The 22,665-nt window shown below is 58.0% G+C and carries 23 protein-coding genes; 12 read left to right on the top strand and 11 right to left on the bottom strand.

Annotated features, from left to right (window positions below):
* From KYE_RS09860 to KYE_RS09845, 4 genes are all read left to right on the top strand, one after another.
* The gene (locus KYE_RS09860; protein ID WP_008172876.1) at positions 1-990 is read left to right on the top strand and encodes a DUF368 domain-containing protein; all 990 of its coding nucleotides are present in this window, start codon (positions 1-3) and stop codon (positions 988-990) included.
* A gap of 210 nt (positions 991-1,200) precedes the next feature.
* Positions 1,201-2,091 (top strand): peptidoglycan DD-metalloendopeptidase family protein, encoded by an 891-nt coding sequence (locus KYE_RS09855; RefSeq protein WP_008172873.1) that lies wholly within the window; start codon positions 1,201-1,203, stop codon positions 2,089-2,091.
* A gap of 205 nt (positions 2,092-2,296) precedes the next feature.
* Entirely contained in the window at positions 2,297-3,292 is a 996-nt protein-coding gene (gene rpoS, locus KYE_RS09850) for an RNA polymerase sigma factor RpoS (RefSeq protein WP_008172872.1), read from the top strand.
* Positions 3,293-3,497: 205 nt separating this feature from the next.
* Complete coding sequence (locus KYE_RS09845; protein WP_008172870.1) at positions 3,498-4,073, top strand: chalcone isomerase family protein; 576 nt, start codon at positions 3,498-3,500, stop codon at positions 4,071-4,073.
* Between the two features lie 60 nt (positions 4,074-4,133).
* Here KYE_RS09845 and nth read toward each other — a convergent pair whose 3' ends face one another.
* The 8 genes from nth to metG are packed head-to-tail and all read right to left on the bottom strand — an operon-like array spanning position 4,134 to position 12,388.
* Positions 4,134-4,772, bottom strand: coding sequence for an endonuclease III (gene nth, locus KYE_RS09840; RefSeq protein ID WP_008172868.1), 639 nt, complete (start codon positions 4,770-4,772; stop codon positions 4,134-4,136).
* A 28-nt stretch (positions 4,773-4,800) separates the two neighbouring features.
* The gene (locus KYE_RS09835; protein ID WP_008172865.1) at positions 4,801-5,517 is read right to left on the bottom strand and encodes an electron transport complex subunit E; all 717 of its coding nucleotides are present in this window, start codon (positions 5,515-5,517) and stop codon (positions 4,801-4,803) included.
* Between the two features lie 2 nt (positions 5,518-5,519).
* Positions 5,520-6,221, bottom strand: a complete 702-nt coding sequence (gene rsxG / locus KYE_RS09830) for an electron transport complex subunit RsxG (protein ID WP_008172863.1) — start codon at positions 6,219-6,221, stop codon at positions 5,520-5,522.
* 2 nt (positions 6,222-6,223) lie between these two features.
* Complete coding sequence (gene rsxD, locus KYE_RS09825) at positions 6,224-7,273, bottom strand: electron transport complex subunit RsxD (protein ID WP_008172861.1); 1,050 nt, start codon at positions 7,271-7,273, stop codon at positions 6,224-6,226.
* A gap of 21 nt (positions 7,274-7,294) precedes the next feature.
* Positions 7,295-9,124, bottom strand: coding sequence for an electron transport complex subunit RsxC (gene rsxC, locus KYE_RS09820; RefSeq protein ID WP_008172859.1), 1,830 nt, complete (start codon positions 9,122-9,124; stop codon positions 7,295-7,297).
* Positions 9,124-9,702, bottom strand: coding sequence for an electron transport complex subunit RsxB (gene rsxB / locus KYE_RS09815; protein ID WP_008172857.1), 579 nt, complete (start codon positions 9,700-9,702; stop codon positions 9,124-9,126). The genes rsxC and rsxB overlap by 1 nt, the downstream gene beginning before the upstream one ends.
* A gap of 29 nt (positions 9,703-9,731) precedes the next feature.
* On the bottom strand, positions 9,732-10,313 hold the full coding sequence (gene rsxA, locus KYE_RS09810; RefSeq protein ID WP_008172856.1) for an electron transport complex subunit RsxA: 582 nt from the start codon (positions 10,311-10,313) through the stop codon (positions 9,732-9,734).
* A gap of 44 nt (positions 10,314-10,357) precedes the next feature.
* Entirely contained in the window at positions 10,358-12,388 is a 2,031-nt protein-coding gene (gene metG, locus KYE_RS09805; protein ID WP_008172853.1) for a methionine--tRNA ligase, read from the bottom strand.
* Positions 12,389-12,585: 197 nt separating this feature from the next.
* On the opposite strand from metG, the gene apbC reads away from it, so the two are divergent.
* The 4 genes from apbC to KYE_RS09785 all read left to right on the top strand — a co-directional run bounded on the left by apbC (position 12,586) and on the right by KYE_RS09785 (position 16,481).
* A complete protein-coding gene (apbC, locus tag KYE_RS09800; RefSeq protein ID WP_008172850.1) occupies positions 12,586-13,686 on the top strand; it encodes an iron-sulfur cluster carrier protein ApbC in 1,101 nt (366 codons plus the stop codon).
* A gap of 280 nt (positions 13,687-13,966) precedes the next feature.
* Positions 13,967-14,533, top strand: coding sequence for a dCTP deaminase (gene dcd, locus KYE_RS09795; RefSeq protein ID WP_008172848.1), 567 nt, complete (start codon positions 13,967-13,969; stop codon positions 14,531-14,533).
* Complete coding sequence (locus KYE_RS09790) at positions 14,530-15,129, top strand: YjaG family protein (protein WP_008172846.1); 600 nt, start codon at positions 14,530-14,532, stop codon at positions 15,127-15,129. The genes dcd and KYE_RS09790 overlap by 4 nt, the downstream gene beginning before the upstream one ends.
* 74 nt (positions 15,130-15,203) lie before the next feature.
* Positions 15,204-16,481 carry a valine--pyruvate transaminase gene (locus KYE_RS09785; protein WP_008172844.1) on the top strand — a complete coding sequence of 426 codons (1,278 nt, stop codon included), beginning with the start codon at positions 15,204-15,206 and terminating at the stop codon, positions 16,479-16,481.
* On the opposite strand, the gene KYE_RS09780 is transcribed toward KYE_RS09785, so the two are convergent.
* The 3 genes from KYE_RS09780 to purM all read right to left on the bottom strand — a co-directional run bounded on the left by KYE_RS09780 (position 16,478) and on the right by purM (position 19,026).
* Positions 16,478-17,212 carry a DUF3108 domain-containing protein gene (locus KYE_RS09780; protein WP_008172842.1) on the bottom strand — a complete coding sequence of 245 codons (735 nt, stop codon included), beginning with the start codon at positions 17,210-17,212 and terminating at the stop codon, positions 16,478-16,480. The two genes, KYE_RS09785 and KYE_RS09780, sit on opposite strands and share 4 nt — an antisense overlap.
* A gap of 90 nt (positions 17,213-17,302) precedes the next feature.
* Positions 17,303-17,965, bottom strand: coding sequence for a phosphoribosylglycinamide formyltransferase (gene purN / locus KYE_RS09775; RefSeq protein WP_008172840.1), 663 nt, complete (start codon positions 17,963-17,965; stop codon positions 17,303-17,305).
* Entirely contained in the window at positions 17,962-19,026 is a 1,065-nt protein-coding gene (purM, locus tag KYE_RS09770; RefSeq protein ID WP_039881976.1) for a phosphoribosylformylglycinamidine cyclo-ligase, read from the bottom strand. The genes purN and purM overlap by 4 nt, the downstream gene beginning before the upstream one ends.
* 219 nt (positions 19,027-19,245) lie before the next feature.
* Here purM and KYE_RS09765 point away from each other — a divergent pair, with 219 nt between their 5' ends.
* From KYE_RS09765 to KYE_RS09750, 4 genes are read left to right on the top strand one after another with little or no spacing between them, the layout of a single operon-like run.
* Positions 19,246-20,523, top strand: a complete 1,278-nt coding sequence (locus tag KYE_RS09765; protein ID WP_008172836.1) for a DUF2066 domain-containing protein — start codon at positions 19,246-19,248, stop codon at positions 20,521-20,523.
* A 21-nt stretch (positions 20,524-20,544) separates the two neighbouring features.
* On the top strand, positions 20,545-21,105 hold the full coding sequence (locus KYE_RS09760) for a CDP-alcohol phosphatidyltransferase family protein (protein WP_175497385.1): 561 nt from the start codon (positions 20,545-20,547) through the stop codon (positions 21,103-21,105).
* A complete protein-coding gene (hda, locus tag KYE_RS09755; protein WP_008172833.1) occupies positions 21,102-21,800 on the top strand; it encodes a DnaA regulatory inactivator Hda in 699 nt (232 codons plus the stop codon). Before KYE_RS09760 ends, hda begins: the two co-directional genes overlap by 4 nt.
* A 60-nt stretch (positions 21,801-21,860) precedes the next feature.
* Positions 21,861-22,658, top strand: a complete 798-nt coding sequence (locus tag KYE_RS09750) for a ParA family protein (RefSeq protein ID WP_008172831.1) — start codon at positions 21,861-21,863, stop codon at positions 22,656-22,658.
* Positions 22,659-22,665: the final 7 nt, after the last annotated feature.

The following is a 22,665-nucleotide window of genomic DNA, read 5'->3' as shown; positions in this document are numbered from 1 at the left end:
ATGGTCGACTCTTCAGAAAGTAAACCAAACCCGGACAACGATATTGCACGCAGCCACCACCCTGCAGCCGTGTTTCTTCGGGGAATCGCCATGGGCGCCGCTGATATCGTTCCAGGGGTTTCCGGTGGCACAATTGCCTTCATCACCGGTATCTATTTCCGCCTCCTGGAAGCTATCAACGCGGTTCCCGGAGCAGTTTTCCATGACTTGATTCGAGGCCGGTTCAGTCGGTTCTGGCACGCCTGTGACGGAACTTTTCTGGTCGCCTTGCTGGCGGGCGTCCTGACCAGTATTGCTACCCTGGCATCTGGGATCAGCTATATGCTGGTGGCCTACCCGATCCTGATCTGGAGCTTTTTCTTTGGATTGATCGTCGCTTCGGTGTGGCATGTCGGGCGCCAGGTGCGACACTACAAGCCCGCACTGCTGGTTCCGTTGTTGTTCGGCATTGTTATCGCGTGGTGGATAACCACCCTGTCTGCCAGCGAAGTCGCGCCTTCCACTCTGGCGTTCTTTGGTGCCGGAGCGCTGGCCATCTGCGCCATGATTCTTCCTGGCATCTCGGGCAGCTTTATCCTGGTGATTATTGGTATGTATGCGCCCGTGCTCGCCGCGATCAAATCGTTGGACGCGGGCATTCTGCTTCTGTTTATGGCAGGTTGCGTGGTGGGTCTTTTATCCATCGCCCGCCTGATCACCTGGGCGTTCCACCATTTTCATGATCTCGTGCTCGCCTTGCTCACCGGCTTCATGATCGGAGCGCTCAACAAGGTTTGGCCCTGGAAGGAGACTCTCAGTTGGCGTATCAACAGCTCCGGTGAACAAGTTCCCCTGAATGAGACGAGTATCTGGCCCTCTACCTTTGCAGAGCAGGCCGGCCAGGATCCCCAGGTGCTATTTGCCCTGCTCATGGCGGCGGCCGGTTTTGCCCTCGTTCTGCTGGTGGAGTGGCTCGGTTCCCGGCATGGAGAGGTCGCACCATCGAGGTGATTTGAGGCGACTGTGTGCGAAGAGTGTTACCTAACGCACAAAACGGATGTTTCTGGAGGTAACAAGGGAGGTCGGTTAGTAACTTGGCTTCGCGAGAAAAATGTGCAATATATTAGCAAGTTACTATAAAAACTTTAGAAACTGCTTCGACAACCGACAGCGGTTATACGGATTTTTCATAACTGGGTCAGTTTTATTCCTGTGAGATTCATGCGTGGGCTCATCAATGCCGTTTCACCGGCGTCCCCGCGGTTCCCGTCCGGTGCCTCAGAGCCTGATCGCCCCGCGAAAAAGGTGCTGGCCAGCCGCCTTGCACTCCTGCCCCTCATGGCCCTGCTGCTACTTTCCGGCTGTAACACGCCGGCACTCTACCAGGATGACATTTACAATCCCCCGGTCTATTGGGGCCGCCACGTCGTCAAACCCGGCGAAACCCTTTACAGCATAGCCTGGCGGTATGGTCGGGACTACCGCGAGCTTGGCGACGCCAATGGCATTGGTCCGCCCTGGAATCTCAAAGCGGGTCAGGTGATTCGTCTGGATCTTCGCGGAAGTGTAACCTCGGGCAGTCAGACTACAGCTGCCAAAAAGCCGTCTGGATCGCAACCGCCGAGAACGGCGAGTCGTGCTTCGCCTCCAAAACAGACAGCCGCCACGGCACCCAAACCTGCGGTGACGAGAGCGGCGAACAAGGGCGCGCCGCTCGCTTCCCAGACCCAGACCGTGGCCCGGATTGAATGGCGCTGGCCTCACGTTGGCACTGTAATTGCTGGATATTCAACATCCGGAAAAGTCAATAAAGGTATTGATATTGCCGGGCAAGCCGGGGATGCTGTAAGAGCTGCGGCCACCGGGAATGTGGTCTATGCCGGCAACGGGTTGCTTGGATACGGCAACCTGATTATCGTGAATCACAACGAGCACTATTTAAGTGCTTACGCTCACAACCGGAAGATTCTGGTGCAGGAAGGGGAGGATGTGAAAGCCGGGCAGGTGATCGCAGAGCTCGGTAGCAGTGGCGCTGAACGACCCATGTTGCATTTTGAGATTCGTAAAAATGGCAATCCGGTTGACCCAGTCCATTATCTGCCGCCGCGCTAATGAATGACGCAGTCAGCAGGCTGCCCTGATCGCACACCCTGGCACTGACAAAACACCGCGTTCGCAAGAAAAACAAGAACGGTAAAGGCCATGACAGGCCGACCAACAAAATGTCCTGAAGAAAAAAGTGTGAAGACAAAGACGTCCGCAATAACAAGAAGTATCGGGCGAACATCCAGGATTATTGAGAGGCGGGGCAAGACAAATGTCAGCAGAGCAAGAAGACATCATCATTGATCGTGTATCGGACATGGACGATGCCGAGGATCAGTTGTTAGCAGAAGAGAAAGTTGAAAAAGAGCCCACCGAAGAAGTGGCCGAAGTAGAAGAGGACATCCCCACCCAGGGACGTTATTTCACCAGTCAAAAGCAGCTGGATGCCACTCAGCTGTATCTCAACGAAATTGGTTTTTCCCCCCTGCTTACGCCGGAAGAAGAGGTCTATTTTGCCCGTCTGGCACGCAAGGGAGAGGAGTCCGGCCGCAAACGGATGATCGAGAGCAACCTTCGCCTTGTGGTGAAGATCGCACGACGTTACGTGAACCGCGGGCTGACCCTGCTGGACCTGATCGAAGAGGGCAACCTTGGCCTGATCAGGGCGGTGGAAAAGTTTGATCCGGAGCGGGGTTTCCGATTCTCCACCTACGCCACCTGGTGGATTCGCCAGACCATTGAGCGGGCCATCATGAACCAGACCCGCACCATCCGTCTTCCGATTCATGTGGTCAAGGAACTCAATCTGTATCTCCGTGCAGCGCGGGAACTGACCCAGAAACTGGATCATGAGCCCTCGGCGGAGGAAATCGCCAGAATGGTCGATAAGCCCGTGGCCGACGTTAAGCGGATGTTGGGTCTCAATGAGCGCGTCGCTTCCATGGACACTCCCATTGGTGCCGGTGGCGAAAAGTCGCTTCTGGATACCGTAGCGGATGAAGGGGCTTCGGATCCGGCGGATCTCCTGCAGGACAACAATATGTGTTCCTGCCTGGAGAAGTGGATTGACCAGCTTAGCGACAAGCAGCAGGAAGTTCTGTCACGCCGTTTTGGTCTGCGGGGCTACCCGGTGAGCACGCTGGAGGAAGTCGGCCAGGAGATTGGTCTGACCCGTGAGCGAGTAAGACAGATCCAGGTCGAGGCGCTTCGTCGTCTTCGTGAGATCCTGGAGAAGGAAGGCCTGTCCGGCAACCTGCTGTTCAAGTAACGTCTTTCTTTTCTTTCGATCCAAAGCCGGCCAGGGAATCCCTGGCCGGCTTTTTTGTGTTTCAGGATCGCCCCAAATGAGAACCAGGGCGCGTCCCGCCCGCCAGCGCCGTTGATAGAATGCCGTGACCGGGCGGGGATAAGGGTGTCGAAACCCGGTGCACGAATGAAACACGTCAATAATAACGATCGAAAAGGAAAGGACTATGAAGAAGGCTCTTACAACCGGTTTTGCGTCTCTGACGCTGACGGCCCTGCTGTCTGCTCCAGCCGCCGCACTCACCGTGGAAGGTGTTGATGTTCCGGATACCTATTCCGCCATGGATACCGAACTCACGCTTAATGGCGCAGGTACCCGTTCCAAATGGTTCATGGACCTGTATGTCGGCGGTCTGTACGTTCCCGAGACCATCGACGATGGTGAGGCCGTGATTAACGCAAATGAGCCCCAGGCCATCACTCTGCACATCATCTCCGGCATGATTACCAGCGAACGCATGACAGAGGCCACCCTGGAAGGTTTTGAGGCCTCCACCGACGGCGATATGGCTTCTATCCAGGAGGATGTTGACCAGTTTATGGCGGTCTTCCAGGAAGAAATCACCGAGGGTGACGTTTTCGATCTGGTGTACCTGCCGGGCGAAGGCGTGCGGGTCCTCAAGAACGGCGAGCAAAAGGACACGGTTGGCGATCTGGCCTTTAAAAAGGCCCTGTTCGGAATCTGGCTGTCCGATAAGCCGGCGCAGAAGGATCTGAAGGAGAAAATGCTGGGTCAGCGCTAACCGCGGCTTGGCGTCTGAAACAAAAAGCCGGCAAGATGCCGGCTTTTTTACGCCCCGGATTCAGAGATAGTCCCGTTTCTGCTTGAACTCGCAAAGGTCCTCAATGATACAGGCGCCGCATTTCGGTTTCCGGGCGGTACAGGTATAGCGCCCGTGCAGAATGAGCCAGTGGTGCGCGTCCAGCAGGAATTCTTTTGGCACCAGGCGCATCAACCGGTTCTCCACCTCCAGAACGTTCTTGCCGGGCGCAATGCCGGTGCGGTTCGACACGCGATAGATGTGAGTGTCCACCGCCATGGCCATGTGGCCGAAGGCGGTGTTCAAGACCACGTTTGCGGTTTTGCGACCGACCCCGGGCAACGCCTCCAGATCCTCCCGCCGCTCCGGCACCTGGCCGCCGTGTTTCTCAATCAGGATTCGACAGGTCTTGATCACGTTCTCGGCCTTGCTGTTAAACAGGCCAATGGTCTTGATGTACTCCTTCAGGCCATCGACTCCCAGGGCCAGGATGGCCTCTGGGGTGTTGGCGACCGGGAACAGCTTGTCAGTAGCCTTGTTGACACCCACATCCGTGGCCTGGGCCGAAAGAATAACGGCAATCAGCAGCTCGAACGGGCTGGAATAGTTCAGCTCGGTAGTCGGGTTGGGGTTGGCCTCCCTGAGGCGGGTGAAGATCTCAATGCGTTTCTGTTTGTTCATCAGCTCTCAGTCTTGTGCAAGTGCGGACTCAGGATACGTTCCCGGTAACCCGGACCCGCTTGCTGCCTGCTGCTACAGGCGCTGGTTCATGTGCCTTGCGGCGCTCTTCCAGATGGTTGTCGATACCATTTTTGAGCGCGATCAGCAGTCCTAGCCCGATAAAGGCGCCGGGCGGAAGAATCATGAACAGCATATCCGGGTAGTTGTCGAAGGGGCGGATCACCCAATCGGCAGCAACGGGGCCCAGCAGCAGGTGCATGTCCACAAACAGAGTGCCCTGTCCGATGAGTTCCCGAAGGCCGCCCAGAACCACCAGCACCGCCAGAAAGCCAAGGCCCATCATCGCGCCATCCAGCAGTGCCGGAAGTGGTGGATTTCTGGAAGCAAAAGCGTCAGCCCGGCCGAGGATGGCGCAGTTGGTGACGATCAGTGGAATGAAGATGCCAAGAATCAGATACAGCTCATAGGTAAAGGCCTGCATGAGCAATTCCGCGCAGGTTACGAATGAAGCGATGATCATGACGAATGCGGGCAGGCGCACAGACTCGCTTACGAAATTGCGAATCAGTGACACGGCAAGATTGGACCCCATGAGCACCATGAGTGTAGCCAGCCCCAGCCCGATGGCATTAACAACGGTACTGGTCACGGCCAGAAGCGGGCAGAGCCCAAGCACCTGGACGAGGGCCGGGTTGTTGTCCCAGAGCCCGTCGCGGATGATTTCGCTCGATGATTTGGTTGCCATGATCAGGAATGCTCCGTGTTGGACGATTCGCCGGCAATCGCTTCAGGGTTCAGGATCTTGTCTCTCGGTGACGGCTCTTCGTTGAGCCGCTCCCGGATAATCTGACGGTTTTCCCGAAAATAGATCAGCGCTTTCTGAACCGCTTTCACTACAGCCCTTGGCGTGATGGTCGCGCCTGTGAACTGATCGAATTCTCCACCATTCTTTTTAACGTTCCACTCCCGGTGCGGCGGTTTGCCCAGCGAGCGGCCATCGAAACTCTTGATCCAGTCGGATTTGCGGGTTTCGATCTGGTCTCCCAGCCCCGGCGTTTCCTTGTGACTGGTTACCCTCACTCCGAGAATGGTCCCCGTCATGTCCACTCCCACGAGGAGTTGAATCTTGCCGGAATACCCGTCGGGTGCCACCACGGGCATTATCATGCCAATGGGCTGCTCGTTCTGTCGAGCTACCCAGACGTTCAGAGGGCCGGGCTGTGCCAGGCGCTCACTGGCAGGCAACTGTACCGTATCCCTGAGCAGGTCGTTGTTGTGCCGGCTTTCGGGAATGATTTCATACAGGGCCTGGGCCTCTGCGCGGGCGGCCTGTTCACGAATCCGCTCTTCCGTGGCCACCTGGGTTACGGCAATGGTGCCGCCGGTGATCACGGCGAACAGGCCGAGCCCGATGGCGCTGCGGCGGATGGACTTTGCAACTGCAGCCATGATTACCCCTGGCTCCCCGGTACACCCCGACGGGCCTTGTGGTGGCCGTAAGTGCGTGGAGGTGTGTAATGATCAATGAAAGGAACGGCAAAATTCATCAGCAGAACGCTGAACGCCACGGCGTCGGGATAATTGCCCCAGGTGCGGATCAGGTAGATCAGAATGCCAATTCCCGCTCCATAGATGAGTTTCCCCTGGTGGCTCGTAGCTGCTGACACCGGGTCGGTAGCGATAAAAAAGGCGCCGAGCATGGTCCCGCCTGCAAGCAGATGCAGGGATAGTGGTGCATAGAGGTCGGCATTGTTGCCAAAGGCCAGGCTCATTACGATCATCCCACCAAGAAATCCTGTCGGAATGTGCCAGGTAATGATCCGCAGGGCGATGAGCAGAAGGCCTCCTGCCAGAAATGCCGCATTGACCCATTCCCAGCCTCTGGCGATACCCTCACCAAACGTTGGGTGGTTCAGCACCTCGGTTGCTGTGTGGGTGGTGATCTTGTGTTTGTACTCGTCAAGAGGCGTTGCCATTGTCCAGCCATCGACCGCTGTTTGCTGGCCAGAGGCTATGGTTGCCAGGGTCTCGCCAAAGCCCGGAGCACCGTCCCAGAGCATGGCGGGCTCTGCCCAGTTCGTTGTCATCGCAACCGGAAAAGACACCAGAACCAGGGCGTAACCAACCATGGCAGGGTTGAAAGGATTTGAGCCCAGCCCGCCATAGAGTTGTTTGGCCACAACGATAGCCGAGATCACTGCGACCGCAGATACCCACCAGGGCGCAAACTGGGGCAGCGACAGAGCCAACAGAAGGCCGGTGACGGCGGCGGTATTGTCTTTGATGAAGAAGGCAACCGGCTTTTTTCTGAGCTTGAGCAGGGCAGCTTCAGAGGCGATCGCCAGGGCAATACAGAAGACCACGTTGATCAGGTTGCCCCAGCCGAAGAATAGCGTCTGGGCCAACAGGCCAGGCAAGGCCGCAATAAGCACCCATAACATCACGCGGGATGTTGGCCGGGCCTTGTGGGCGTGTGGCGATGACTGCTGAACAAATGCCATGGATGTGTTGCCTGATCTCGTTTAGTGGGTTGTCTGGGATTCAGTCGGACCGGCGGCCAGCTTTTCTCTGGCCTCAGACAGCGCCTCTTCCGCTCTTTGCACCCGATCGTGATTCTTGGCCACGGCCCTCTCCAGCTTCTCGACGTTGTCTGCCTGCTGGGCTTTGGCGTCATCAAGCATGCCTTGCATGGTTTCCAGCTTGGACCTGGCCTGCTCCAGCTGCTTCTCAAGGGCCTCGATGTCGGGCTTTTCTTCGGTCGGCGGTGCACTGGGGGCAGGCGACTGGGACGCTTGTGCCTTTGCTTTCTTACGGGCCAGGGCCTGCTCCACAAGCGCCGACTTGGCGGCACGTTCGTCAACAGCCTGACCTTCGGCGGCCGCTTTCTCCGCCTCTGCCTGTTTTTTCGCGGCTGCTTCGGCTGCGGCCTGCGCCCGCTCCTTGCGCCTCAGTTCTTTCTCCTGTTGCTCGCGCTCGAGGCGTTCCTGGCGTGCCTCGAAGCGTTCCCGGGCCCGGTCGGCTTTCAACTGTTCTGCCTGTTGGGCACGGATTTCACCCTTGGCGAACCGATAGTACTGAACCAGCGGAATCGAACTCGGGCAAACATAGGAACAGGCGCCACATTCTATGCAGTCAAACAGGTTCAGGTGCTCCGCCTTTTCAAATTCGGTGGCCTTGGCGTGCCAGAAAAGTTGCTGCGGCAACAGCTCCATGGGGCAGGCTTCGGCGCACTGGCCACACCGGATGCAGGGTTGTTCCGGTGGTGGTGCCGGCAGTTCAGCTGCCGTTGCCGCAATCACGCAGTTGGTGGTCTTGATGACCGGTACCGCTTCGGTCGTGAGTGTGTAACCCATCATGGGGCCGCCAAGCACCAGGCGGCTGACCGCATCCTGGTTAACACCAGCCTGCCCGAGCAGATGCTCAATCGGTGTGCCAATAAGCGTTTCGAAGTTGCCCGGTTCCCGAACGGCTTCCCCCGTGATGGTAACGATTCGGGAAATCAGCGGCGTACCCTCCAGGACCGCATTTGCCACGGCAACGGCGGTTCCGATGTTCTGGCACATCACGCCGATATCAGCGGGAATTCCGCCGCTGGGCACTTCCATGCCGGTCAGTATCTGGATCAGCTGTTTCTCGCCACCTGAGGGATACTTGGTGGGAACAACCGCAATTTCGGTCTGGGTGCCTTCGGTGGCTTTTCGCAGCGCGGCAATGGCTTCGGGTTTGTTGTCCTCAATACCGATCACGCAACGCTCGGGGCGCAGAATCCACGCCATGATTTTCAGCCCGGCAACCACCTCGTCGGCCTTTTCCCGCATGGTCATGTCATCAGCGGTGATATAGGGCTCGCATTCTGCGCCGTTCAGAATGAGCGTGCTGACCTTGCGATCCCTTGGTGGCCGGAGTTTGATATTGGTGGGAAAGCCGGCTCCACCCATACCGGAAATACCGGCATCACGGATAATTTGCAGAACCTCGTCGCGCTCCAGAGAACGATAATCCGCCACTGGACTGCGCTGGCACCATTGGTCCTCGCCATCCGGTTTCAGGGTGATGCACCGGTCCGCCATACCTGAGGGATGGGGGACAGGGAAGTCGGCGATGCTCTCGATCACTCCGGATGTCGGTGCATGAACGGGAACGCCCATGCCGGTTTTAACGTCGGCAATTTTCTGGCCCTTCAAGACCCGCTCGCCGACCTCAACAATGGCCTCCGCCGGATCACCGATGTGCTGCTGAAGTGGCAGAACCAACTGGGCAGGCATGCCGGCATCGCGAATCGGACGCGCGGTTGAGATGTCTTTGTGTTCCGGAGGATGGATGCCGCCGGAGAAATCCCAGAGTTGAGTCATCAGGCGCTGGCTCCCTGGCGATCGGTGGCAATGAGTCCGGATTTGGGCGGTGTCCAGGTCCAGGTGCGAATATCCGGTTCCACTGTCACCATGTCGATGCAATCCACCGGGCAGGGATCAACGCACAGATCACAGCCGGTGCATTCGCTCTCAATCACCGTGTGCATGTGTTTGGCGGCGCCGAGAATGGCATCCACGGGGCAGGCCTGGATGCACTTGGTGCAACCGATACACTCGTCTTCGCGAATCACCGCAAACCGTTTGACATGCTCAACGCCATGCTCGGCATCCAATGGTTCCGGCTCCACATCCAGAAGGTCTGCCAGCGCCTTGATAGTGGACTCGCCACCTGGCGGACACTTGTTGATGGGGCCACCTTCGGCAATGGATTCGGCATAGGGCCGACAGCCGGGATAGCCGCACTGGCCGCACTGGGTCTGGGGTAGAAGGGCATCGATCTGGTCGACCAGGGGGTTGACTTCCACCTTGAATCGTTCGGCGGCAAATCCGAGCAGGCCGCCGAAAACAACGGCAAGGGCCAGAAGAACCACAACGGCAACAAGAACGCTTGTCCACATAACCTGTTACTCCTAATCCTGCCAGCCGGTCAAACGCTGACCAGGCCGCCAAAGCCCAGGAAAGCCAGAGCCATCAGCCCGGCCGTAACCAGACCGATGGCAGCACCGCGAAAGGCAACTGGCACGTCGGCCACGGCGATGCGCTCACGCATGGCCGCGAACAGCACCAGAACCATGGAAAAGCCCGCTGCTGCGCCAAATCCATACAGAACCGACTCAACAAAGTTGTTGTTCTTGTTGATGTTCAGAAGGGCAACGCCGAGCACCGCGCAGTTCGTGGTGATCAGCGGAAGGAAAATACCCAGCACCCGATAAAGCAACGGGCTTGTCTTGCGAACCACCATCTCGGTGAACTGGACCACCACGGCAATCACCAGAATGAACGTGATGGTTCTCAGAAACGCCAGATCCAGCGGTTCAAGCAGGTAAGTGTAGGCAAGGTAGCTGCACACCGATGCCAGGGTCAGCACGAACGTGGTAGCCAGGGACATACCCATGGCCGTTTCCAGCTTGCCGGATACGCCCATGAACGGGCACAGGCCCAGGAACTGAACCAGTACAAAATTGTTCACCAGAATGGTGCTGACCAGAATCAGCAGATATTCGGTCATTTACCTTGCTCCCTTGGACCCCTGCCAGCGTTGCCCGGCCGCCCTTACATAATCCGCATGCCGGGGGTGGCGCCGGAATCCGGGGACAGGATAAAGATATCCTTGCCACCGGGGCCTGCTGCCAGAACCATGCCCTCGGACATCCCGAACTTCATTTTCCGCGGTTTGAGGTTGGCCACCATGACAGTCAGGCGCCCCTCGAGATCTTCCGGCCTGTAAGCAGACTTGATACCAGCAAACACGTTGCGGTCGCCGTGCCCCACGTCAAGGGTAAGGCGAAGAAGTTTGTCGGCACCTTCCACGTGCTCGGCTTTGACAATTTTAACGACGCGAAGATCCACTTTCGCGAAATCGCCAAATTCTATTTCATCCGCGATGGGCTCAAGATTGGAAGCAGGTGCCGGTTTGCCGGTCGCTGCAGGCAACTCTTCCTTGGAGGCATCCAGCATTTTCTCGATCTGGGCCATGTCGACACGGTTCATCAACGGCTTGAACTTGTTGATGCCATGGTTCTCGAGGCGTTCTGCGCGTTTGTTCCAGTCCAGCGGCGCATTCAGGAACGCCTCGGAGGCCTTGGCGGTTTCCGGTAGTACCGGTGCCAGGTAGGTCATCAGCAGGTGGAACATGTTGATGGCGTTGGTGCAGATAGCCTGCAGATTTTCATCCTGGCCTTCCTGCTTGGCGATCACCCAGGGCTGCTCGTCATTGACGTACTGGTTGGCAATGTCGGCGAGTTCCATGATCCGGCGCATCGCGCGGCCGAATTCGCGGGCCTCATAGAATTCCTCGATTTCCTGGCCGGCTTCGATGAATTCCTTCAGTTTGGCATGTTCGGTGACCTGACCAAGCTGACCGTCGAAACGCTTGGTGATGAAGCCGGCACTGCGGCTGGCGATGTTCACCACCTTGCCCACCAGGTCCGAATTAACCCGGGCGGAAAAGTCCTCCAGGTTCAAGTCCATGTCATCCACGCTGCCGGTCAGCTTGGCGGCAAAGTAGTAGCGCAGGTATTCCGGGTTCAGATGGTCCAGGTAGGTGCGGGCCATGATAAACGTACCGCGGGACTTGGACATCTTCTTGCCGTTGACGGTTACAAAGCCGTGGGCCCAGACGGCCGTCGGCGTGCGGAAGCCGGCATCGTGAAGCATGGAAGGCCAGAACAGCGCGTGGAAGTTGATGATGTCCTTGCCGATGAAATGGTAGACCTCGGCCTCGGAATCCGCTTTCCAGAAGTGCTCGAAATCGATGCCTTCACGGTTGCACAGGTTCTTGAAACTGGCCAGGTAGCCGATCGGCGCGTCCAGCCACACGTAGAAGTACTTGCCGGGAGCGTCCGGAATTTCGAAACCGAAGTAGGGGGCATCACGGCTGATGTCCCATTCCTGGAGGCCTGCGTCCAGCCATTCCGCCAGCTTGTTGGCGACCTGGGGCTGCAGCGTGCCGCTGCGGGTCCACTTGGCGAGAAAGTCATGGAAATCCGGCAGCTTGAAGAAATAGTGCTCGGACTCTTTCTCGATAGGCGTGGCGCCGGAGACCGCCGAGCGCGGGTTGATCAGCTCGGCAGGTGTGTAGGTGGCGCCACAGGCCTCGCAGTTATCACCGTACTGGTCCTCGGTCTTGCACTTCGGGCAGGTGCCCTTGATGAACCGGTCCGCCAGGAACATGTTCTTTTCCGGGTCGTAGGACTGGGTGATCTTGCGCGTGGCAATGTGCCCGTTTTCCTGCAACTGACGGTAGATGTACTCCGAGAACTGGCGGTTCTCTTCGGAATGCGTGGTGTAATAGTTGTCAAAGCGGATGTGGAACCCGGCGAAATCTTCCTGGTGCTCCTCACGGATCCGGTCGATCAGCTGCTCGGACGTAATACCCTCCCGCTCGGCGCGGAGCATAATGGCGGTGCCATGGGCATCGTCGGCGCAAACGTAGAAACAATTCTGGCCCCGCATCTTCTGGTAGCGTACCCAGATATCGGTCTGAATGTATTCCAGCAGGTGCCCGAGATGGATAGGGCCGTTGGCGTACGGCAGGGCGCTGGTAACCAGAATATCGCGCTGTTGCTTGCTCGCTTGCGTCATGGTGATGTCCGAACCTTATGTTGACACGGGTTGGAAAGACAAAACGGGGACTGGCGGCTGTCTGGATTGATTGCCCCAGGTAAAGATCCCATATGGTCAGAAACGGGCACAGATGATACCTTCCGAGCAGATAATTTTCACCCGAATCACCTGTTTCCGTGCTTAAAATCGAGCATGAGCTTATTCCGGAGAACCCGATGACACAGATTTCTGAGCAGGCCCTGCAATCAGCGGTTCGCGAGTACCGTGATCCTTACCTCAACAAGGACCTCTACCAACTGGGTGCCGTAAAATCCCTGAACGCCGACGAGCGCGGAAACGTCACCCTCATGGTCGAGCTGCCATACCCCTCGAAAGGCATTGCAGGTGCCCTCAAGCAGCTTGTCGGTAATGCTCTGGAAGACGTCGACGGTGTCGAGAAGGTAGACGTCCACGTGGGCCAGAAAATCCACTCCTACAAAGTCCAGAAAGACCTGCCCTCAGTACCCGGCGTGAAAAACATCATCGCTGTCGCGTCGGGCAAGGGTGGCGTCGGTAAATCCACCACCGCCGTCAACCTGGCTTTGGCACTCCAGGCCGAAGGCGCACGGGTTGGCATCCTCGACGCCGACATCTACGGCCCCAGCATCGGCATGATGCTCGGCGTGCCCGAAGGCAAACGCCCGGACACCCGCGAAAACAAATACTTCGTCCCCATGGATGCCCACGGCCTCCAGGCCAACTCCATGGCTTTTGTCGTTACCGAGAAAACCCCCATGGTCTGGCGCGGCCCCATGGTCAGTGGCGCCGTGATGCAATTGCTCCAGCAGACCCTCTGGAATGAACTCGACTACCTCATCGTCGACATGCCCCCCGGCACCGGCGACATCCAGCTCACCCTGGCCCAGAAAGTCCCGGTAACCGGCGCGGTCATCGTCACCACACCCCAGGACATCGCTTTGCTGGACGGCAAGAAAGGCATCGAAATGTTCCGCAAAGTCGACATCCCCGTGTTGGGCGTTGTCGAAAACATGAGCGTCCACATCTGCAGCAACTGCGGCCACGAAGAGCCTCTCTTCGGCCACGGCGGCGGCGAACGCATTGCCCAGGAATACGACACAACGCTCCTCGGCCAGCTGCCCCTGCACATGACCATCCGCGAACAAACCGATGGCGGCACCCCCTCGGTGATCGCCGAACCGGATTCCGAAGTGGCCCGTCGTTACCGGGATATCGCGAGAAGGGTAGGGGCTGAACTGTCCACTCGGGAGCGGAACCTTTCCGGTTCGATCTCAAGCGTTTCAGTGACGGAGCACTGACAACGTCTCAAGGTTTGCGGCGTTTCACTCCGATGTTAGTTCGCGGTCTTAGGGGCAGCCTTCCAAAAATGTCGAAGGCCATGGATGGCCTTCGCCAAGCGCACATGGATGTGCTCGTAGCGGTTTTTGGAAGGCTGCTCCTATGAGCGCAGCCCGCCAATTCTGAGGTCCGAGCACCCAGCTGCAGCCCCCAGAAGTAAAGACTCGACAGCCTTCGACAGACCCCAAGGGAAAAGGTAAACTACGCCCCAATTTTCCCAGTGGATACGAGACTTCGCCAATGAGCATCAAATCCGACAAGTGGATTCGCCGGATGTCCGAACAACACGGCATGATCGAACCGTTCGAAAGCGGACAGGTTCGTGAAACCGAAAAAGGCCGCGTGATCTCCTACGGCACCTCCAGCTACGGCTACGACGTACGCTGCAGCAACGAATTCAAAATCTTCACCAACGTCCACTCCGCCACCGTGGACCCGAAGAACTTCGACGAAAACAGCTTCGTCAACTACACCGGCGACGTCTGCATCATCCCGCCGAACTCCTTTGCACTGGCCCGCACCGTTGAATACTTCCGCATTCCACGAAGCGTCCTGACCATCTGCCTGGGCAAGTCCACCTATGCGCGTTGCGGCATCATCGTCAACGTCACCCCGCTGGAACCAGAATGGGAAGGCCAGGTTACGCTGGAATTTTCCAACACCACCAACCTGCCGGCGAAGATCTACGCCAACGAAGGCGTCGCCCAGATGCTCTTCTTTGAATCCGACGAGATCTGTGAAACCAGCTACAAAGACCGGGGTGGCAAATATCTTGGCCAGACCGGCGTGACCCTGCCCAGGACATGAACGCCAACCAGTTCCTGAAAGCCGTTTCACAACTGCAGGGATGGCGCGAATGCGCCTTCCTGCTCGCTCTGGCTGAGCGCTCATTCCCGAACTACGCCCTGTTTGCCGATGCCATGGGCCTGAAGACCGGTGCCAAAATGCGCCAGCTTCTCGATCTTGGCTGGGACTTGCTCCAAAAAGACGTCTCCGAATCGGCGATCCCGCAGTTGCTCGCCAAACTGGAAACCCTGTCGCCGGACGTGGACGCCTACGACGCCTACGGTGTTTACCCGGCCTTCGACTTCTGTCAGCTACTGGAGCAGGCGCTGCTGAACCGCCTGAACCCCTCCAAACACCGCGCTACCGATGCGTCACAGATGGCGACCGGAACCGTGATGAACTTTATTGAGCTGTCCGAAGGGGAAGACCTCGAGGAAGACGAGCTCGTCCGTCTGCTTGATCATCACCCGTTGATGAAAGAAGACAAAACCTTCCAGCGGGACCTGATCCTGGAGCTGAAGCGCCAACGCACGCCAACCGATCAGTTCGTGGCCCGTCTCCGGGAGGATGCAGCCAACGAGGGCGTCAGTAACCTTGGCATTTCGCTCACCGAATAAACGTTGGGGAGCGAGCAAGCTACACTTTCGGTATTACCCGTTGTATTCAGAATAGGTCAGATGGATTTTATCCCATGAAACTCTCTGCTTTTGGTCGCAAGTTCACCGCCGATGCCGGTATCACGTCCCTCATGGATGACCTGGGTAACGCCATGGCATCCGGCGACGACATGATCATGATGGGCGGGGGAAATCCCGGGCATATTCCCGAGATCCAGCAGAGAGTACAGGAAATTCTCGCGGATATGAGTCGTAACGAGGGCGATGTTCGCCGTCTGGTCGGCATCTACGATCCGCCTCAGGGGGAAAAGCAGTTTATCGCCTCGCTCGCCGAGCTGCTCAACCGCGAATATGGCTGGGGCCTGAAACCTGAGAATATCGCCCTGACCAACGGCAGCCAGGCGGCCTTCTTCATGTTGTTCAACATGTTTGGCGGAGACTACGGCGACGGTAACCGCAAGCATATTCTTTTGCCGCTTGCGCCCGAGTACATCGGCTACGCTGACGCTGGCATTGAACCGGGCCTGTTCCATGCGGTGCAGCCGGACATCTCGTTCACCGACGCCCACGAGTTCAAATACCGGGTGGATTTTGATGCCGTAGAGGTTACCGGTGAGACCGGCGCTATCTGTGTGTCACGTCCCACCAATCCGACCGGTAACGTCGTTACTGACGAAGAGCTTGCCCGGCTTGAAGAGCTCGCCCGCCAACACGACATACCACTGATCGTCGATGGCGCGTATGGCACACCATTTCCGAGCTTGCTGTTCGTTGATGCAACACCCACCTGGAACGACCAGATCATCCTCTGCCTGAGCCTCTCGAAGCTTGGTTTGCCGGCAGCGCGGACCGGAATCGTGATTGCCGCCGAGCCGGTGATCAAGGCGTTGTCAGGCATTAATGCCATTATGAACCTGGCCACGGGCAGTTTTGGCGCCATGCTGGCCGAGCCTCTGGTTCGTTCCGGCGAAATATTGTCCCTGAGCAGAGATGTGGTTTGCCCGTTCTACAAGGCGAAGATGGAACGGGCGGTATCCGCGTTCCGGGAGGCCATGGGAGAGGACAGCTGCCGCTGGTATGTGCACAAGCCCGAGGGCGCCATGTTCCTGTGGCTCTGGTTCCCGGATCTGCCGATCTCCAGCCTTGAGCTGTATCAGCGGTTGAAGAGCCGAGGGGTTCTGGTCGTTTCCGGACACTATTTCTTTCCCGGATTACCGGAAGATGGCTGGAGGCACCGGCATGAGTGTCTGCGCGTGACCTACTCCCAGGACGACGACCGGGTTGCCGAGGGCCTCCGGATCATTGCCGATGAGGTCAAGGCCGTGTGGCGCGAGGCCGGGCGTGAGGTCTAGCGCTCGAACTCTGCTTCCTTGAGTTTCAATTCGTAGGTGCTGCCGTCCGGCTCAACCTGCCTGAGGCGGACTAGCAGGAAATTCTGCTCCGGCGAGAACCACATCAGCGTCTGGCGCTTGGAATCCTCGCGAACCTTCTCCGCCTTCAGGGTGGCGCTCTGTTTGTTGCCGGTGCTCATATTCTCGCCATTGATCACCGCGAAGCGATCGGTGTCGATAGAGTTACCGTCGAGCACCCGATAGGTCATTTCCCGCTTGCCATTCTTGATGTCCTGGTGCAGCTGAAGCTGGTAGCCCAGCGGATCCAGCAGGCCTTCTTCCAGCGCCAGTTCGAAGGGCTTTCCCTTGTATTCCCCGGTTGCGACGCCTGCGGACCAGTCGAAGTCGATAGAGTTCTTGCGGTCGCTGATCAGGAAACCGGATAAGCGGTATCGGTATCGCATGGGTATGACGTGCCCGTCCTCCCAGCGGAATACCAGCGATTCATCGATGCTGACAATGAACGAGTCGACATCCGTGCGGTACAGCCAGACATCGTTGCCCTGGGAGGAGAGTGTGCGTTTTGCGGTGCCATTGAGGGAGAGACCCTTCTCCATGGCTGCGGTATAGCTGGCCTCGAAGGGGGTGAGGTCCGCTTCGGTCTCGGCATGCAGCGTGACCGGTCCGGCGAGAATGCCGAGACAGGCCAGCAGTGCGGCGCAACCAAATCTGATGAGACGTCGTGAAAGCATCTTGTTAAACCCGAACAATTACCGTCATCAATGGCGACAGTGTAGCTGCTCGGGCAGGATGCGGGGATGACAATTCGTTCAGGCGATGCCTCAGTTGTCCGGCAGGCGCATCGGAGCGTTCAAGGGTTCGCCGTCGAACAACACATAATCGCTACCCAGTTGAATCCGGCCCTCACAGAACCAGCGCACAACAATGGGGTAGAGGATGTGTTCCTTGGCCTGTACCTTCTCCGCGAGGCTTTCTGGCGTGTCATCGGAAACAATCGCCACTTCTGCCTGGGCAATCACGGGGCCGCCATCCAGCTCTTCGGTAACGAAGTGGATGGAAACGCCATGTACGGTATCGCCCGCTTCCAGTGCACGACGGTGAGTATTCAGCCCGGTGTACTTCGGCAACAGGGACGGGTGAATGTTCAGCATCTTACCCCGGAATGCCCGAACAAAATCCGTGGTCAGAATGCGCATGAAGCCTGCCAGGACAATCAGATCCGGATTGTATCGGAGGATTTCCGCCATCAGGGAGGCATCAAACTCATCCCGGGATTCGAAATTCTTGTGGTTTACCACAAAGGTCTCGATATTGGCCTGGGCCGCGCGCTCAAGGGCAAACGCGCCGGGCTGGTTGCAGCCAACGGCAATTATCTGCCCGGGAAAATCCCGCCCCCGGCTGGCGTCAATCAGTGCCTGAAGGTTGGTGCCGCTTCCGGAGGCGAGCACCAGGATTTTCGGTAACGGGGTCTGATCTGCCTTCATGCCGACAGCAGCCCCGGTGCATAGCGAACGCAGGCATCTGCCTGTTCGTCATCGGCACGTTCGATCAGGCCTACCTGCCAGGCATGTTCGCCCAGTGCTTTCAGGGTATCCAGGGCCAGCTCCTTCTGGTTGGCAGGCACGCAGACAATCATGCCGATACCACAGTTAAAGGTGCGGTACATCTCTTCACTGGCAACGCCGCCGTTGTCCTTGAGCCACTGGAATACCGGGGGCAATGACCAGCTGTTCGTATCGATGGCAGCGATGGTGCCGTTCGGCAGCACCCTGGGAATATTTTCCGGCAGGCCACCACCAGTGATGTGGGAGAGGGCACGAACGTCGACTTCGCGAATCAGCTGCAGAAGATTCTTTACGTAGATTCGAGTCGGTGCCATCAAGGCGTTGGCCAGGGTGGTATCGCCCATTGGCTGCTCGAGGTCAGCGTTGCTGACTTCCAGAATTTTCCGGATCAGGGAGTAGCCGTTGGAGTGAGGGCCGGAAGAGCCCAGGGCAATCAGCACGTCTCCGGCCTGGACGCGGCCGCCGTCAATAATCTCGCTGCGTTCGGCAACGCCTACGCAGAAGCCAGCCAGATCGTAGTCGTCGCCTTCGTACATGCCCGGCATTTCAGCGGTTTCACCGCCGACCAGCGCACAGCCAGCCTGCTCGCAGCCCTCGCCGATTCCGGCAACCACCTGAGTGGCAACGTCTACGTTCAGCTTGCCGGTCGCGTAGTAGTCGAGGAAGAAAAGCGGTTCAGCGCCGCCGACAACCAGATCGTTCACGCACATGGCGACCAGGTCGATGCCGATGCTGTCGTGCTTGTCCAGTTGCATGGCCAGTCTGAGCTTTGTGCCCACTCCGTCGGTGCCGGAAACCAGAACCGGTTCGTTATATCCGGCGGGGATGGAGACCATGGCGCCGAAGCCGCCGAGACCGCCAAGAACCTCGGGGCGGCGGGTGCGCGCGGCGGTGTCCTTGATTCGGCTGACGAGTTCATTGCCGGCATCAATATCTACGCCAGCATCGCGGTAGGTCAGGGAGGGCTTCTGTTCGCTCATGGTGTACTTAACCGTTGGCCAGTGGGTCAGGCGGCGGATTTTAACAGGTGCGGTGTGGCGCTCCAAATGTATATTGCTTTTCCGAAATCCGGGGCCGCTACTCACACCCTGGGGCATGGTGTATCCTATGCGCCATTCATGCGAATTGCAGGGTGTTTCATGTCAGTATCAGGGCAAAAGCCGGCACACAGGTCTTTATCCGGGACGTGGGTAGTTGCGTTGTTCACCGTTCTGCTGTCTGGGTTTTCCGCCCAGGCGAGTGCCGTGACGGTTTCCGGTCTCTATTCGGCAAAGGTGCCAGTGGAAGGGTCCTCGTCGGGTCAACTCGCCCAGGGATATGCAGACGGGCTGAGCCAGGTACTGGTAAGGGTTTCCGGTACCCGAGACGTACTGGCGATGGAGGGCGTTGAAGCCCTGCTGTCCGATGCCGAGTCGTTACTTCTTTCCTATCAGGTTGCCCGTGGCGAGTCCGGCCAGAGTGTTCTGAGCATGTCCTTCGGAGCGGTTGGCGTGAATCGCGCGCTGGCTGCAATTGATGCGCCGGTGTGGGGTGCCAACAGACCGCTCACGCTGGCCTGGATTGCTGCCGAGGATCGTGGCTCGAGAACACTCGTAACACGGCCCGGGGCCGGCTCTGGTCAGGAAGACGCAGGAGCCTGGAGGGCTGCGTTCGATGAGGCGGCCAGAAAGCGTGGCTTGCCCGTGGCGCTGCCCCCGTCAGATTTCAGCTCTGACCGCGAATTGCTCTCGGATATCTGGGGGCAGTTTATTGGTCGGGTGAAGTCTGCATCCGGGAATCTGGACCATGATGTGCTCGCTTTGGTGCGGGTCAGCCGTGCTGGCGGGCAATGGCGTGCCGGCTGGGTCTTCGATGGTATGGCCATGAATGCCGGGGAAGAGTCGGTAACCGCCGATACCCCGGAAGCGCTGGCGGAGGCGACGATAAACCGCTGGGCGGAGTTATACGCCAGCCGATACGCGGTTGCTGCGTCGGAAGTGGGCGATTCGCCCCAGGTGGACATTGTGCTGCGTGGCGTTACGTCGCTTGAAGACTATGCCGGCGCCAATAAGGTGCTGGAAGGACTGACCCCCGTGGTTAGCGTTGGTGCCCATCGGGTACGGGACGAGCAACTGACCCTGCGGGTGGCTTTCTCCGGTGAGCTGGACCAGCTGCGGGAGTACATCGCCCTGGATCCGCGCTTCGTTCCAATGGAGGCCGACGTTCCGGCAGAACCTCCGGTTACCGCCCGCACAGCAGAGGACCAGGTGGCGTCGTCTGGGCCGAACCCGCAAGAGGCGCTCGAGAGCGAGGTATCGCAGCCGGCTGGCCCGGATCAGCAAACCTCTGCGGAGGCGTCTGAAGAGACTGCCCTGTTTACCTATCAGCCGGTGCCCGTCGATGAGGAAGATGCCAGGGAGGCGTTCGAATCCCTGTACCAGGTTCTGTATTATCGTTGGCAACCGTCTTCTGTCATCGGGAGCGATGGCGGCGAATAAGGTGTAACCGGAGGGAGTCTTTTGAATTTGCACCGCTGGCGCTGGATTCCCAATGCCCTGACGTTCCTGCGCATTCTTCTGATCGCTCCCTTCGCGGGAGCGTTACTGATCGGAGATTATCGCCGGGCGTTGCTGATATTCTTTCTGGCCGCCGGCACAGACGCGGTTGACGGCTTCCTTGCCCGCCATTTCAATTGGCGTTCCAGGCTTGGTGCAATTGCAGATCCTCTCGCCGACAAGGCCTTGTTGATCACCGCGTACCTGATGCTTACTCTCACCGAGGTTCTGCCCGTGTGGCTGTTTCTGCTGGTGTTGGGGCGTGATCTGCTGATTGTGGTCGGCGCTCTGGCCTACCACTACAAGGTTGGTCGATACGATATGGAGCCCAGCATTCCCGGCAAGATCAATACGTTTATCCAGATTCTTGTAGCCCTGGCCATCATCGTGCTTCTGGCGGACCTGCCGATGCAGCCCTGGGTGGTGGATGCCGGCATTATCCTGGTGGCTGTTTCCACCGTGTTCAGCGGGGCGCATTACCTGTTTGTGTGGGGCTTGCGGGCCTGGAGGGCTACCCGGCCATGACCGCATCCCAGTTGGTGCTCGGGGTCAAGCTGCGTGACGACGCCCGATTCGACAATTTCCATGGCGACCGGAACACGAGCGCAGCCCAGCGTCTTGAAAGCGTTTGTCAGCAACCTGATGATATGCCTGTCGTTGTTCTGTGCGGTGATGCCGATACCGGCAAGAGCCATCTTCTACAGGCAGTGTGCCACCTGGGCGAAAAGCAGGGCAGGGCAGCGGTGTGTATCAGCATCGCAGAGCTAGAGCCTTTTGGTCCCGATGCCTTGTCGGGGCTTGAGACCCATGAGATCGTCTGTCTTGACGATGTCGACCGCATCGCAGGCCAGCGGGTCTGGGAAGAGGCCATTTTTCATCTCTATAACCGGATTCTCGATCGAGGCGGCCTCTTGCTGGTGAGTCTGGCCGATTTGCCGGCCAGTTTGCCCTTTGAGTTGCCGGATCTGGTCTCCAGATTCAGTCACGGGCTGATCATCCAGTTGGGTATTTACCGGGATGAGGATCGCCTGACCATTCTCAGGGCCCGTGCCGAGAAACGTGGCCTGGTGATGGCGGATGATGTGGCCAGCTATATAATGCGCCGGGCGCCCCGAAGGCTCGGTGATTTGCTGGGGATTCTGGATATACTGGATGAAAATTCACTTCAGGCACAGCGGCGGCTTACTATTCCGTTTGTGAAGACAGTGATGGGGTGGTGAGTTGGAATGGGTTCATCGCAGGGCAGAAATCGATAACGGATTCATCAAGGGAGAGGCAATATGAGACGGGTGGTATTCAACCAGAAAGGCGGTGTCGGCAAGTCCAGTATCACGTGCAATCTCGCAGCTATCAGCGCCGCTCGTGGAAAGCGCACCCTGGTCGTGGATCTTGATCCGCAGGGAAACTCCACCCATTATCTGCTGGGCAAGCCTGCGAGCGAGCTCAAGGACACCGTTGCGGATATGCTGGAGCAGACGGTGGCCTTTACCGTGTTCAATCGCCGTCCGGACGAATTTGTCCATGCCTCACCGTTCAAGAACCTGTTTGTGATGCCCTCCAGCCCGGAGCTGGATTTTCTCGAGCGCAAGCTGGAGGCCAAGCACAAGATATACAAGCTGAGGGAAGCCCTGAAAAAACTGGGTGAATCCTTCGATGCGATCTACATCGATACCGCGCCGGCGCTCAATTTCTATACCCGGTCTGCCCTGATTGCAGCCCAGCGCTGCCTGATACCCTTCGACTGTGACGATTTTTCCCGTCAGGCGCTGTACAACATCCTCAACGAGATTCGTGATCTGCAGGAAGATCACAACGAGGATCTTGTTGTCGAAGGGATTGTTGCCAACCAGTTCCAGCCGCGGGCCAGCCTGCCCAAGCAGCTGGTCAGGGAGCTTACCGAGGAGGGCTTGCCGGTTCTGCCTGTGCGTCTCTCAAGTTCCGTGAAGATGAAAGAGTCCCACCAGAGCCGGCAGCCCCTGATTCACATGGCACCCAAGCACCCGCTGACGCGCCAGTACGAGGACCTGTTCCGGGTTCTGCATGGCGAAACCGTGGAGCTTGAGCCGCTTAACGATTGAAGCGAGA

Source organism: Marinobacter manganoxydans MnI7-9 (assembly GCF_000235625.1).
Classification (GTDB): Bacteria; Pseudomonadota; Gammaproteobacteria; order Pseudomonadales; family Oleiphilaceae; genus Marinobacter; species Marinobacter manganoxydans.
This window is presented reverse-complemented; position numbering and strand designations above follow the sequence as displayed.